Origin of the sequence: Kumtagia ephedrae, assembly GCF_003012745.1 — a bacterium.
Classification (GTDB): domain Bacteria; phylum Pseudomonadota; class Alphaproteobacteria; order Rhizobiales; family Rhizobiaceae; genus Kumtagia; species Kumtagia ephedrae.
Genome location: NZ_PXYK01000004.1, coordinates 44,761 through 57,688, shown reverse-complemented (window position 1 = coordinate 57,688; position 12,928 = coordinate 44,761). Strand labels below are relative to the sequence as shown.

General features: G+C 66.9%; 10 protein-coding genes. 2 read left to right on the top strand and 8 right to left on the bottom strand.

The window, feature by feature from the left end; all coding sequences use genetic code 11:
• Positions 1 to 10: 10 nt before the first annotated feature.
• From kce to C7I84_RS04940, 6 genes are all read right to left on the bottom strand, one after another.
• Positions 11 to 973, bottom strand: a complete 963-nt coding sequence (kce, locus tag C7I84_RS04965) for a 3,5-dioxohexanoate:acetyl-CoA acetone transferase (protein ID WP_106771055.1) — start codon at positions 971 to 973, stop codon at positions 11 to 13.
• The gene (locus C7I84_RS04960; RefSeq protein ID WP_106771054.1) at positions 970 to 1,917 is read right to left on the bottom strand and encodes a 3-hydroxyacyl-CoA dehydrogenase; all 948 of its coding nucleotides are present in this window, start codon (positions 1,915 to 1,917) and stop codon (positions 970 to 972) included. The genes kce and C7I84_RS04960 overlap by 4 nt, the downstream gene beginning before the upstream one ends.
• 9 nt (positions 1,918 to 1,926) lie before the next feature.
• Positions 1,927 to 2,733 carry an SDR family oxidoreductase gene (locus tag C7I84_RS04955; protein WP_106771053.1) on the bottom strand — a complete coding sequence of 269 codons (807 nt, stop codon included), beginning with the start codon at positions 2,731 to 2,733 and terminating at the stop codon, positions 1,927 to 1,929.
• A gap of 12 nt (positions 2,734 to 2,745) precedes the next feature.
• Complete coding sequence (locus tag C7I84_RS04950) at positions 2,746 to 4,821, bottom strand: ABC transporter permease (RefSeq protein WP_106771052.1); 2,076 nt, start codon at positions 4,819 to 4,821, stop codon at positions 2,746 to 2,748.
• On the bottom strand, positions 4,818 to 6,359 hold the full coding sequence (locus C7I84_RS04945; RefSeq protein WP_106771051.1) for a sugar ABC transporter ATP-binding protein: 1,542 nt from the start codon (positions 6,357 to 6,359) through the stop codon (positions 4,818 to 4,820). Before C7I84_RS04945 ends, C7I84_RS04950 begins: the two co-directional genes overlap by 4 nt.
• A 290-nt stretch (positions 6,360 to 6,649) precedes the next feature.
• A complete protein-coding gene (locus C7I84_RS04940) occupies positions 6,650 to 7,780 on the bottom strand; it encodes a sugar ABC transporter substrate-binding protein (RefSeq protein ID WP_106771050.1) in 1,131 nt (376 codons plus the stop codon).
• 187 nt (positions 7,781 to 7,967) lie between these two features.
• Between C7I84_RS04940 and C7I84_RS04935 the strand changes: the two genes are divergently transcribed.
• Both C7I84_RS04935 and C7I84_RS04930 read left to right on the top strand, forming a co-directional pair.
• Complete coding sequence (locus C7I84_RS04935; protein WP_106771049.1) at positions 7,968 to 8,645, top strand: GntR family transcriptional regulator; 678 nt, start codon at positions 7,968 to 7,970, stop codon at positions 8,643 to 8,645.
• A gap of 122 nt (positions 8,646 to 8,767) precedes the next feature.
• Complete coding sequence (locus C7I84_RS04930) at positions 8,768 to 9,697, top strand: hypothetical protein (RefSeq protein ID WP_106771272.1); 930 nt, start codon at positions 8,768 to 8,770, stop codon at positions 9,695 to 9,697.
• Positions 9,698 to 9,703: 6 nt separating this feature from the next.
• On the opposite strand, the gene C7I84_RS04925 is transcribed toward C7I84_RS04930, so the two are convergent.
• Together C7I84_RS04925 and C7I84_RS04920 are read right to left on the bottom strand one after the other, a co-directional pair.
• Positions 9,704 to 11,215 carry an aldehyde dehydrogenase family protein gene (locus tag C7I84_RS04925; protein ID WP_106771048.1) on the bottom strand — a complete coding sequence of 504 codons (1,512 nt, stop codon included), beginning with the start codon at positions 11,213 to 11,215 and terminating at the stop codon, positions 9,704 to 9,706.
• 73 nt (positions 11,216 to 11,288) lie between these two features.
• Complete coding sequence (locus C7I84_RS04920; protein WP_106771047.1) at positions 11,289 to 12,923, bottom strand: ATP-dependent acyl-CoA ligase; 1,635 nt, start codon at positions 12,921 to 12,923, stop codon at positions 11,289 to 11,291.
• Positions 12,924 to 12,928 lie beyond the last annotated feature (5 nt).

Sequence of the window (12,928 nt, the reverse complement as noted above, 5' to 3'; positions counted from 1 at the left end):
CCGGCGCCGGTCAGAACGCGACCTTGTCGCCGCCCTTCAGTTCGAGGATGGCGCGCGCCTCGTCGGGCGTGGCGACCTCCAACCCAAGTCCCTCGATGATCTTTCGGGCGAGTTGCACCTGCTCGGCGTTGGACTTGGCGAGCTTGCCCTTGCCGGCCCACAGCGAGTCCTCCAGGCCGACGCGGATGTTGCCGCCGAGCGCTGCCGCCTGCGCGGCGATGCGCAGCTGGCTGGCGCCGGCGCCGAGCACGGACCAGCGGAAGGCGTCGCCGAACAGCCGGTCGGCGGTGCGCTTCATGTGCGCCACATCCTCCGGATGGGCGCCGATGCCGCCGAGCAGACCGAACACCGACTGCACGAAGAAGGGCGGCTTCACCAGACCGCGCTCGGCGAAATGGGCGAGGTTGTAGAGATGGGCGATATCGTAGCACTCGAACTCGAAGCGCGTGCCGTTGTCGTAGCAGGTCGCCAGGATGTACTCGATGTCCTTGAACGAGTTGCGGAAGACAAGATCCCTGGTCGCCTCCAGATGCGGCCGCTCCCAGTCGAACTTGAAGGTCTCGTATTTTTCGGCGAGGTGGTAGAGGCCGAAATTGATCGAGCCCATGTTGAGCGAGGCCACCTCCGGCTTGAATTTTGCGGCCGGCTTCACCCGCTCCTCGACCTTCATGTAGGGGCTGCCGCCGCTGGTGATATTGATCGCGGCATTCGTGCCCTGCTTGATGCGCGGCAGGAAGCGCGCAAAAGCCTCCGGCGTCTGGTCGGGCTTGCCGGTTTCCGGATCGCGGGCGTGCAGATGGAGGATCGCAGCACCGGCTTCCGCCGCGGCGATCGCCTCGGAGGCGATCTGGTCCGGCGTGATCGGCAGATAGGGCGACATGGTCGGCGTGTGGATCGCTCCCGTCACCGCGCAGGTGATGATGACCTTGCCTTTTGCCGTCGAGCCGCTCGACTTGCGGGTGGTCTCGTTCATTCTCCAAACTCCTCGTCGGATTTTCTCTTGTGGGCGGCGAGCGCCATCAGCCGGCGGTCGCGCCAGACCTGCCGCTCGACCAACTTTTCCCGGGGCAGCTTGCCGCGTCGGTCGGCCTCGACCGTCTTCATCACCTCGCCGGCCCAGTCGACGCGGCGCATCATCTGCGGAAAGATGTTGGAATAGATCGACTGGTAGCGTTCGACGTAGTCGCGCACGCCGCCGGGCGCATTGAGGTCGATGGTTTCGAACGGCCCCATGAACGACCAGCGCAGCGCCAGTCCGTCGCGGATGCCGATGTCGACGTCCTCGACGCTGGCATAACCGTCGGCGACCAGCCGGAACGCCTCCTCGAGCAGCGCGCCCTGCATGCGGTTCATGATGAAACCGTCGAGCTCGCGCGTCATCACCAGCGGCGCGTGGCCGGCCGAGATCAGGAAGGCGCGGGTCTTTTCCAGCGTCTCTGGCGAAGTCCACGGCGCCGGCACCACTTCGGCGGCGGGCACGAGATAGGGCGGGTTGATCGGATGCACGACGAGGCAGCGGTGCCGGCCGTCGAGATGATCGGTGAAGGTCGAGGGCAGCAGCGCCGAGGTGGAGCTGGCGATCACCGCGTCCGGCCCGGCGCCCGCGTCGATGCGCTCAAAGATGTCGCGCTTGATGTCGCGCTTCTCTGGCGTGTTCTCCTGGATGTGCGTCGCGCCGTCCAGCGCTTCGCCGAGATCGGCGACGACGGCGATGCGAGCCAGTACCTCGTCCGGTGTCTGTCCTCGCAGCAGGTCGTTGGCGGCGAGATCGCCGAGCACGCCGGCGATATAGCCGCGGGCGCCCTCGGTGGCCTCGGGCAGGTGGTCCCACAGCCGCACCTCATGGCCGGCGCGGGCAAAACTGATCGCCCAGGCCCGTCCGATAAAGCCGCTTCCGACGATGGCTACCTTGGTCATGACCGATCCTCACAAAGTCTCGACATTGCCGTCGACGCCGAGCGACTGGCCGGAGATGTTGAATCCGGCATCCGACAGCAGGAAGGCGACCATGGCGGCGACATCATAGGGGCTGGTCATGCGGCGCAGCGAGATGTTCTGCAGGTAGCGGCCGGTCATCTCCTCGTGGCTGATGCCGATCTGCTTTGCGCGAGCGGCAATCACGCCTTCGATGCGCGGTCCCTCGATGATGCCGGGCAGGATGGCGTTGACGCGGATGCCATGCGGGCCGAGTTCCTTGGCGAGACTCTGGGTGAAGCCGATAACGCCGAACTTCGCGGCGGAATAAGGCGTGCGGAAGGCGTAGCCGTGGCGGCCGGCGGCCGACGACATAGAGACGATCGAGCCGCCGCCCGCCGCCTTGATCAGCGGCACGGCACGCCGCGCGCACAGGAACTGCCCGGTCAGGCCGATGTCGAGGCAGCGGCGCCAGTCCTCCGGCGAAATCTCGTCGACGCCGCCGGTCGGGCCCGCGATGCCGGCATTGTTGATGAGGGCGTCGAGCTCGCCGAAGGTCGTTTTCACGGTTTCGAACAGGCGGTCCACGTCAGCCTCGCTGGAGACGTCGGCCTTCAGCGCTGCCTCGACTTTCACCTTGTCGCCGACCGTCGCCAGCGCTTCGTCCGACACGTCGCAGATGATGAGACGGGCGCCGAGTTTCGACAGCGTGTCGGCGATGGTGAGTCCGATGCCGCCGGCGCCGGCGGTGATGACGACCCGCTGCCCCTTCAGGCCGCCCAGAAAGTCCTCGGCCGAGTCCGGCGCATGTGAACTCATGTTTTTCTTCCTTCAATGCAGGCGCCGTTCGCGCAGCGCCATGACGGCGCCGAGAACGACCAGACCGTAGAGGATTGCCCGCGTCGCATAGGGCAGGGTGGTGCCGGCAAGCAGCATCTGCAGGGCGGTGAGCAGGAGCACGCCGCCGAGCATGCCGAGATAATGGCCGCGCCCACCGGTGATCAGCGCGCCGCCGACGACGACGACGGCGATGGAGGGCAGCAGGTAGTCGTCGCCCATGCCGAGGCTGGCCTGGCCGGAGAAGCCGGTCAGCATGATGCCGACCAGCGCGGCGCAGACGGCCGACAGGACGTAGACGAGGATCAGCGTCTTCTCCACCGCGATGCCGGAAAGCTGCGCGGCGCGGACGCCGTTGCCGATGCCGTAGACGCGGCGGCCGAAGGCGGTGCGGCCGAGCAGCAGGACGGCGGCGGCGGCGAAGGCGATGAGGAAGAACACGACAGGGGTGATGCCGAGAATCCGTCCGGTCATGAACCAGCGCAGCATCGGCGAGGAGAAGCCGGCCGGCGTGCCCTGCGAGTAGAGCAGGGCAAAACCCTGCAGGATGCCGTTGGTGGCGAGCGTCATGACGATCGGCGAGATGCCGAGATAGGCGATGCCGACGCCGTTGGCGAAGCCGATCGCTACGGCCATGAGCAGCACGGTGGGCAGCGCATAGACGAGGGCGGCGTCCGAGCCGTTGACCATGCCGGCCAGCACGATGCCGGAAATGCCGATGGTCCATGGCACGGAGAGGTCGAGCCCGCCGGTGAGGATCACCGTGCCCTGGCCGAGCGCCAGGATGGCGAGGAAGGAGGACAGCACCAGCAGCGAGTTCCAGTAGCCCGGATTGAAGATGGCGCGGCCGAGCCAGAGCTGGGTGACGACCACGACGACCAGCAGGCAGACATAGGCAGGCAGCGCGTAGCGCAGCGTCTCGGCGTTGCGGATGTGGAAGGGCGGCCGCGTCGCTGATGCCTTCGGCTCGCGCACCGGTGCGGCGATGCGCAGCCGCCGGTCGACGCGGTCGAGCTGCGACGGCAGCATGCCGGCGCGCCAGGCGGCGAAGCGGGCCTTTGCGGCGCGAAGCTGCTGGGCGAGCACCGAGCCGTGCGAAATCGAGCCGGCCAGCACTGCGAGGATGAGGATGGTGCCCTCGGCGATGGTCGAATAGTAGGCCGAGACGTTGAGCACCAAGAGGATGTTGACGACCATCATCAGGATGTAGGCGCCGAACACCGTGCCGACCGGCCCGCCCTGGCCGCCGCCGAGCCGGGTTCCGCCGACCACCACCGCCGCGAACATGGAAAGCAGCAGCGGGTTGCCGACCAGCGGGTCGCCGCTGCCGGTCTGGGCGCTGATGAAGACGCCGGCCAGTCCGTAGCAGCCGCCGGCGATGACGTAGACGAGAAATTTGGTGAGCACGACGTTGACGCCGACGGCGGCCGCCGAATCCGCGTCGCTGCCGACCGCGTAGAGCGCTGTGCCGAAGCGCGTGCCCTTGAGCCAGAGCCACAAAAGCAGCACGACGCCGATGACGACCAGCGGCATCGGCAGCCAGCCGGGAATCGCGTCGCCGAGATAGAAGGCGCCGAGGTCGGGCGAAACGCCGCCGCCGGGCTTGTCCATGACCAGCAGGGTGACGCCTTGCAGGATGAACATGGTCGACAGCGTCACCACGATCGGCTGCATCCTGAGCACGGCGATGAAGAAGCCGTTGAAGGCGCCGACGCACGCGCCGATACCGATACCGGCGAGCGTCCACAGGGCGACGCTGGCGGGCGCCATCGGGTCCATGCCGGAGGCGAGGACCACGTTGACCAGCGAGATGACGGCGCCGGCCGACAGGTCGAAGCCGCCCGACAGGATGACGATGGTCTGGCCGATCGCAGCGATCGCCGAGGTGGCGCCGCCCGACGACAGGAAGGAGATGTCGAAATAGGTGAGCGGTCCGGCGCTGATCCAGTCGACGAGGAACAGCAGGAGCGCGAAGACGGCCGCGGCTATCAGCGCGCCGCGGTTTTTTGCCAGGGCGCGGCGCAGTCCGGTGCTGCCTGAGGCGGTCGAGGGCAGGGCGGTGTCGGTCATGCCGCCACCGCTTCGCGCACGTGGTCCTGCCCCAGCGCCGGGCGCATGATCGCCGGCTCGGTGATGGCCTCGCCCTCCAACTCCGCGGCGATGCGCCCGTCATAGAGCACCAGAACCCGGTCGGAGAGGTGCACCAGCTCGGGGATTTCCGTCGAATGCAGCAGGATCGAGCCGCCGGCCGCCACATAGTCGCGCATCATCACATAGAGCTCGTGCTTGGTGCCGACGTCGATGCCGCGCGTCGGATCGAAGAGAAGAAGGATGCGGCTCTGCGCGACCAGCCATTTGGCGATGGCGATCTTCTGCTGGTTGCCGCCGGAAAAGGCGCCGGCGCGCGTCCACAGGGCGCGGCGGTCGACCTCGACCGTCGAGAAGGCCGCATCGACGGCCTGCGTCTCCGCCGGCCCGTCGATCAACCCGAATCGGGTGAAGCGCGACACCACCGGCAAGGTGGCGTTCTGGCGTCCTGACAGTTTCAGGAACAGCCCCTCCGACTTGCGGTCCTCGGGGACCAGCCCGATCGCCATGTTCGGCCGCAGCGCATCGGCGGGCGAGGCGAGCGAGACTTTCCGGCCGTCGACCAGGACGGCGCCGCGCTCGATCTCGGCCATGCCGAAGCAGGCCAGGAACAGGTCCTGCTGGCCCATGCCTTGCAGGCCGGCGACGCCGAGGATTTCGCCACGGCGCAGGTCGAAATTCACGCCGTCCAGCTTGCGGCCGACCTTGAGGTCGCGCACGCCCAGCACCGGCGCGCCGAAAGCCAGCGCGCTATCGGGTTTTGGCGGAAAGGTCTGCTCGATCGAACGGCCGATGATCTTTTCGATCACGTCGGCGTCGGAAATCGCCTTCGCCGGCGCCGTCACGATGTGGCGGCCGTTGCGCAAAATGGTGAGCGTGTCGCAGAAGGCGCGCACCTCGCGCATGCGATGGGTGATGAAGACGATTGTCGTGCCCGCCGCCTTCAGCCGGGCGATGATGTCGCCAAGCCAATCCACGTCGCGGCCGGCCAGCGTCGAGGTGGGCTCGTCGAGCAGCAGGATTTTCGGCTTGCGATAGACGGCGCGGGCAATCTCGATTTTTTGGCGGACCGATAGTTCGAGCGTGCCGACTTCGGCGTCGAGGTCGACGGAGAAGCCGAGATCCTCGATGTGGCGCTGCACCGACTTGCGCGCCGCGGCGCGGCGGACGAGACCGGTGATGCCCATCGGCGCATAGGGCAGCAGCATGTTGTCCAGCACCGAAAGGTCGCGCACCAGGGTCATTTCCTGGAAAGCGGTCTGGATGCCGTGGGCATGGGCGGATCGCGGCGAGGCGAGCGCGGCGTCCTGTCCCAGGATGCGCACATGCCCCTCGCTCGGCCGCACCAGCCCGGACAGCAGCTTGACCAGGGTCGACTTGCCGGCGCCGTTCTCGCCGAGCAGGGCATGTACGGCGCCCTGGGCGATCGAGAAGGAGACGCCGTCGAGCGCGACCGTCGGTCCGAACGCCTTGCGGATGCCGTCGACCTCGACCGCCGGAATTGTTTTGTCACTCGTCATTGCATCGGCTGCCGCAATTCTACCCGGTCCAGTTGGAACCCGAAAACCGTCGACGCGAGGTCGACGTTCGAAGGCGCACCGCAGGGGACAGTTTACTTTCTTTCGGCAGAAAGGCCGCAGTGGCCCAGAAGTCACGCGGGCCGAAAAAAGTAAACTGTTCCCGGCATTTGCGCCGGTTCGGCCGCGCACGTCCCAGACCGTTTTCGGGTTTCCGGGCGGACCAAGTATCACTCGTATTTGGCGAGGCGCGATCCAAAAAATCCGCACCTCGCCACGATCAGCCTGGAGGCTTAGTCTTCGGGCTGGCCGACCAGCGCGGCGTTGAGGCCGATCTCCGGCGTCTGGTCGGAGAAGATCGAGGCAAACCAGCCGGGATTGCTGACCAGCGCCGGCTTGAAGGCGTTGCAGCCGGCCTTCATCTCTTCCCACGTGCCTTCCTCGCAGAGCTTGATCGTCTCGTTGGTGACGAGTGGCAAAGGCAGGATGGTCTTCTTCGGCACCTCCTTGCCTTCCAGCGCGGCGACGGCGAGTTTCAGCGCCAGCGCGCCGGAATAGGGCGGCGAGGCGTAGGAAATGCGCGGCGCGCCGAGCGGCGCGTAGGGCGATGCGGCACCCTCGACTTCGGTGCTTTCCGGCAGCATCTGGATGCGGCCGCCGTTGGAGCCCTCGCCGGCGCAGGGCAGCAGTTCGCTGGTCTTCTTGCCGGCCTCGAGCTGCATCGAATTGGCGGTGAAGCAGCCGACCTGCATCCACAGCCCGTCGATGTCGTCCCAGGAGCGGGTGCCGAGAATCTTCGACAGTTCGGTGCGCGCCACGGCCTGACTCCACATGCCGACCGCTTCGGCGACGATCTTGATGTCGGGGTGTTTTGCGAACACCTCCTTCGCCGCCTTGGTGCGCAGGTCGTCGACGGAGGTGCCGGGCACGCCGGTGATGGCGACGATCTCGCCCTTGCCGCCGAGTTTCTGCACCAGCCACTCGGCAGTCACCCGGCCCGCCTCCTCCTGGTCGATATGGACGTTATAGGCGCACGGTTCCGTGATCTCGGCGTCGTAGGCGAAAACCTTCACGCCCTTGTCGCAGGCGTTCTTCACGACTTGGTTGAGCGCGGTCGGCGAGATCGGGAAGATGACGATCGCCTCGGCACCGGCCTGCACCATGGCGTTAATCTGCTGGATCTGGCGCTGGGCGTTCGGCCCGGCGACCTGGACCTGAAGGTCGACCTTGTCGGCCAGGCTTGGATGCGCCACCATGGCCTTCACCATGTTGGCGGCCTCTGCCTGCCAGTCATTGCCGATGAAGCTCATGCTCAGGAAAATCTTGTGCTTTTCCTGCGCCTCGGCCGCCGAGGCGAGGCAAAGCGCGCTCGCGGCCATTCCGGCCAGCAGCCCGAGCTGCCGGACCCTTGATCCGATACCCATAGAAGTCCTCCACCCTTGTTCCGGACGAATCCGCAGCGGGTCGCGGCCCGCTTGCCATCCAACGATGGGGAAGCTAGCATCATTTGATCAAAGATCAATGATAGAAAGCAGGTGGTCGCAACTTTCTCCGGCTTGACGTGCCGACCCGGGCTTGCAATGCGGGAGAGGGAGACGGCGGCAATGATTCATGGCAAGCGCTGACTTCAAGAGGCCTGGTTTCGACGTCGTCCCGCTGACGCGCGACACGCTCCAGGACCGTGTGTTCGAAAACATCACCGAGCTCATCCTCGACGGCAGCCTGGTGCCCGGCGAGATGGTGACGGTCCAGAGCCTTGCCAGCGCCTTCGGCGTCAGCCCGATGCCGGTGAGAGAGGCGTTGCGCCGGCTGATGGCGGCCAATGCGCTGACCGTGGTCTCCGGCCGTTCGATCGGCATACCGAAGCTCAGCCGCGAGCGCCTGACCGACCTTCGCAATGTCCGCTTCGAGATCGAGGCGATCGCCGCCGCCTGGGCGGCGGAGCGCCGCACCGAAGCCGACATCGAGGTTTGCGCGAAACAGTTCGAGAAGCTGGACGCCGCCAACGCCGAAGGCAACGTCAAGGCCTATCTGCGCGCCAACTACGCCTTTCATTTCGCCATCTACCGCGCCGCAGGCTCCGACAATCTTCTCAAGATCATCGAAAACCTCTGGCTGCAGATCAGCCCGTTCTTCAACATGCTGCACGGCTCCGGCAATTATTCCACCGCCAACACGCATCACAAGGAGATGCTGGAGGCGCTGAGGGGCCGGGATGCCGACGCGATCAGGCGGGCCGTGCGCGCCGACATCGACGCCGCCTACCATGTGCTGGAAGGGTTGCTCTGAGCCAGGCAGCTTTCTTCGCCTGCTTTGGCTTCACTGCCCGGTGTCACAGCACAGGCCGTTGACAATTTTGACGAATTTGCCGCTCTTGCCGTGTCTCCCCGACGATGATGGAGACAATGATGATGATGCATTTTCCCTATGTGGGCTCCGGCCCTTATTGCTACGCCAACGCCTTTGCGATGATGCTGGGCAGGCGGGCGCCGTCCACCGCGGTCATCGAGTTCGCCACCGGCAGCCCGTTCGGCATGCAGCTGGTCGGCGGCACCCTGCCGTTCTTCGACCCCTATGGCTGGACGCCGGAAGCCGGCTTCGACGATGCGCTCGCTGCCATGGGTTGGAAATCTGACGTCGAGCGCGGCCGCGACGCGGACGACGCTCTCTCCCGCCTTCATGCCGCGCTTGCAGCCGGCCCTGTATGGGTCGGTCCGGTCGAGATGGGTCATCTCAGTCACCAGCCGAACATGACCGGGCCGATCGGCGCCGACCACTACGTGGTGGTTCTCGAAGTGGCGGACGGGCGCGTGCTCATGCACGATCCGCAGGGCTATCCCTATGCGACGCTGCCGCTGGCTGAGTTCATGGCCGCCTGGCGCGCCGAAACAGTGGGTTACGGCTCACCCTTCACGCTGCGCAGGAATTTCCGGCAGATCGCGGAGGTTGCGGAGGAGGAGGTGATCCGCGCTGCCCTGCCGGCGGCGATCCGCTGGCTGTCGATGCGCGAAGCTCCGCGAATGCCGGAAGGCAGCTGCGGCAACGGCAAGGCGGCGGAGAACCTGGCCGACAGGCTCGAAGCGGGCTGCGATGACGATCTGCGCGGCCATCTGATCCATTTCGCGGTGCGGGTCGGCACCCGGCGCGCCGACGACGCCGCAACCTGCCTCGCCCGGATCGGCCTTGCAAAGCCGGCGGACATCATGGCTCGGCAGGCACGCCTCATCGGCTCGCTGCAGCACCCGCTTGTCGCCGGAGACGATGCGGGCGCGGCCGCGATCCTGCGCTCGCTCGCACCCGTCTATGGCGAACTGCTGGCGGCGCTGGAGGGGCGGGCCTGACCGCCGTCACTCCAGCTCCGGCGCTTCGAGGCGCATGCAGACCGCCCGCGTCTCCGTGTAGGCGTTGATCGCTTCCGAGCCGAATTCGCGGCCGAGGCCGGACAGCTTGTTCCCGCCGAAAGGCACGGCCGTGTCGAGGATGTTGTGGGTGTTGATCCACACCGTTCCGGCGTCGATCTGGCTCGCCAGCAGATGCGCCTTGTTGACGTCGCGGGTCCAGACGCTGGCGCCGAGGCCATAGACGGTGTCGTTGGCGAGCGCCTTGATCTGCCGCAAATCCCTGATCGACATGGCGAGCACCACCGGCCCGAACACCTCCTCGCGGGCAATGCGCATGTCGGGACGGCCGTTCTTCAGCACGGTCGGCCTGTAGAAATAGCCCTGCCGCTCTTCACGGCTGGCGCCAGCCAGCGGCTCGGCGCCCTCGGCGATGCCGCTCTCGACCAGGCCGGAGACGCGCTCGATCTGGCGGGCCGAGATCAGCGGTCCGAGCTGCGTTTCAGCGCTGAAGCCGTTGCCGAGCCTGAGTTCGCCGGCGATCGCCGCGACGCCGCGCACGACCTCGTCGAAGATCGCTTCCTCGACGAATAGGCGCGAGCCGGCGGTGCAGACCTGCCCGGAGTTGGGGAAGATGGCGTTGGCGGCGCCCGGTATCGCCTTGTCGAGATCGGCGTCGGCCAGGATGATCGTCGGCGACTTGCCGCCGAGCTCCAGGGTCACGCGCTTCATCTGGGCAGCCGCCGAGGCGAGGATGCGCTGGCCGGTCGCGGTCGAGCCGGTGAAGGCGATCTTGCGCACCAGCGGATGCTCGACAAGCGCCTGGCCGGTCGCCGCGCCATAGCCGGTGACGATGTTGATGGCCCCCTCGGGGATGCCGGCCTCGAGGATAAGCTCGCCCAGCCGCAGCGTGGTGAGCGACGCCTCCTCCGACGGTTTCAGCACGATGGTGCAGCCGAAGGCGATAGCCGGCGCGATCTTCTGGATCGCCTGGCCGATCGGGAAATTCCATGGCGTGATGCCGGCGACGACGCCGAGCGGGCGGCGTTCGGTATAGGCGCGGTAGGTGCCGCCGTCGTCGAAGAAGGGCGATAGCGCGAGATATTCGCCCGCGATCTTGGAACTCCAGCCGCCATAGTAGCGCAGTGCGTCGACCGAGAATTTCAAGTCGACGTTGCGGGTCACGAAATAGGGCTTGCCGCTGTCCAGCGTCTCCAGCCGGGCGATCTCCTCGGCATCGCGTTCGATCAGCAGCGCCAGCTTCTCCAGCAGGCGCCCGCGGTCGAGCGGCCGCATCTTCTGCCAGGGGCGGCTTTCGAAGGTGCGCTGCGCCGCCTGCACCGCGCGGTCGACATCGGCGGCCGAGGCGGCGGCGATCGTCGCGATGCGCTCCTCCGTCGCCGGGTCGAAGACCGGGATGGTTTCGCCCGACGATGCGGGGCGCCATTGCCCGTCGATCAGCAGCCTTCCCTCCGGAATGCGTACCGGGGCTCCGCCTTCCCGTTCGATCGTATTTTTCATGTCTTCCTCCGGTCTCTTAACGTGGCGCCATAAACCGCTGGTTGCGCACGAAATTCCATATGCGCCGGCGCCGTCAGCGCCGCAGCTTGTAGCCGACGCGCTCCCGGTCCCAGGCGCTTGTGGTGATGCCGGCCTGCCGCAGCACGGTCTTGCGGATCTTGCCGTTTTCGGTGAGCGGCAGGGCGTCGACAAAGTCGAGGTAGCGCGGCACCGCGAAATAGGCGAGGCGCCCGGCGCAGAAGTCGAGCAGCGCAACGGGGTCGGTACGTTTGCCGGGAGCCTGGATGACCGCGGCCATCACCTCGTCCTCGCCGAGTTCCGACGGCACCGCATAGACGGCGCAGGACGCGACCGCCGGATGCGACAGCAGCACCTGCTCGACCTCCCAGGACGAAACATTCTCGCCGCGGCGGCGGATGGCGTCCTTCATGCGGTCGATGAAGCGGAAGGTGCCGTCGGCATCGCGCGCGACGCGGTCGCCGGTGTGGAACCACAGATTGCGCCAGGCTTCGACCGTCTTCTCCGGCATGCCGAAATAGCCGGTGGCGAAGGCGAATGGCTCGTCCGCCCTGAGCACCAGCTCGCCGGACTGGCCGTCGCCGACCTCGACGTCGTCCTCGTCGACGATGCGGGCCTGAAAACCGTCGACCAGATGGCCCATGGTGCCCGGATGTTTCGACGGGATGTCGCCGGCGAAGACGAAATTGGTCTCGGTCGAGCCGTAGGCGTCGAGCAGCGGTACGCCGAAACGGTCGAAGAAGGGTTGGTGGAAGCGGCCGGGAACGCCGCCGCCGAGCGCCACCCGCATTCGATGCGAGCGGTCGGCGGTTTCGGCCGGCCGGCTGAGCAGGATCGCCGCCATGGCGCCGAGCAGGTAGCCGACGGTCGCCTCGTGTTTTGCGGCGGATGCCCAGAAGGCGGAGGCCGAGAATTTCCGCTCCAGCACGTAGGTGGAACCTGTCAGCAGCGCCTGCCAGAAGCAGTTGAGCGCATTGGTGTGGAAGAGCGGCAGGGTGGTGAACAGCACGTCGCCGTCGCGGATGCCCAGGCCGCGCGCCGTGTTGACTCCCCACCAGAAGAACTGCGCCTGCGGACAGCACACGCCTTTCGCCGGCCCGGTCGTTCCCGATGTGTAGAGGATAGCGAGCGTATCGCTCGGCTTGCCGGCCGGCTGCGCCGGCGTGGGCGGATAGGGCGGCATCGGCTCGGCCGGGCTTTCTCCAACCTTTGTCCCAGGCTTGCCGCCGATGAGCCAGATCGCCGGCATGGTCGCCAGCTCGGCCGCGCAGTCGCTGAAGGCGGCCGAAAGCTCCGCTTCGACGATCAGCAGCCTGGCGCCGCAATTGCCGAGGACGTGGCGCAGCTGCGGACCGCGCGCCGCGGTGTTGATCGGCACCAGCACCGCGCCGATCCAGCCGCAGCCGAGGAACAGCTCCAGGAATTCCGGGCGGTTCGAGCAGAAGATCGCCACCCGGTCGCCATGGCCGATGCCGGCCGACGCCAGGAGTGCGCCGGCGCGCGCCGCCCTGTCGCGCATCTCGAGATAGGTCCAGGACGAGTCCTCGAAGGCGAACAGCATCCGCGATCCGAAAGTGCGCGCCTGCGCTTCCAGAACCTCGGCCAGGCAGCGCCGGTGCGCCGGAAACCGGGCAGGGAGCGATGCGGCCGGCTCGGTATGTGCGGGGGCTATGCGCTGCGCTTCCGGCATCCCGG

Excerpts from the sequence above, each read along its gene's own strand:
- kce (WP_106771055.1), bottom strand. The coding sequence starts at position 973 with ATGAACGAGACCACCCGCAAGTCGAGCGGCTCGACGGCAAAAGGCAAG.
- C7I84_RS04960 (WP_106771054.1), bottom strand. The coding sequence starts at position 1,917 with ATGACCAAGGTAGCCATCGTCGGAAGCGGCTTTATCGGACGGGCCTGG.
- C7I84_RS04955 (WP_106771053.1), bottom strand. The coding sequence starts at position 2,733 with ATGAGTTCACATGCGCCGGACTCGGCCGAGGACTTTCTGGGCGGCCTG.
- C7I84_RS04950 (WP_106771052.1), bottom strand. The coding sequence starts at position 4,821 with ATGACCGACACCGCCCTGCCCTCGACCGCCTCAGGCAGCACCGGACTG.
- C7I84_RS04945 (WP_106771051.1), bottom strand. The coding sequence starts at position 6,359 with ATGACGAGTGACAAAACAATTCCGGCGGTCGAGGTCGACGGCATCCGC.
- C7I84_RS04940 (WP_106771050.1), bottom strand. The coding sequence starts at position 7,780 with ATGGGTATCGGATCAAGGGTCCGGCAGCTCGGGCTGCTGGCCGGAATG.
- C7I84_RS04935 (WP_106771049.1), top strand. The coding sequence starts at position 7,968 with ATGGCAAGCGCTGACTTCAAGAGGCCTGGTTTCGACGTCGTCCCGCTG.
- C7I84_RS04930 (WP_106771272.1), top strand. The coding sequence starts at position 8,768 with ATGATGCATTTTCCCTATGTGGGCTCCGGCCCTTATTGCTACGCCAAC.
- C7I84_RS04925 (WP_106771048.1), bottom strand. The coding sequence starts at position 11,215 with ATGAAAAATACGATCGAACGGGAAGGCGGAGCCCCGGTACGCATTCCG.
- C7I84_RS04920 (WP_106771047.1), bottom strand. The coding sequence starts at position 12,923 with ATGCCGGAAGCGCAGCGCATAGCCCCCGCACATACCGAGCCGGCCGCA.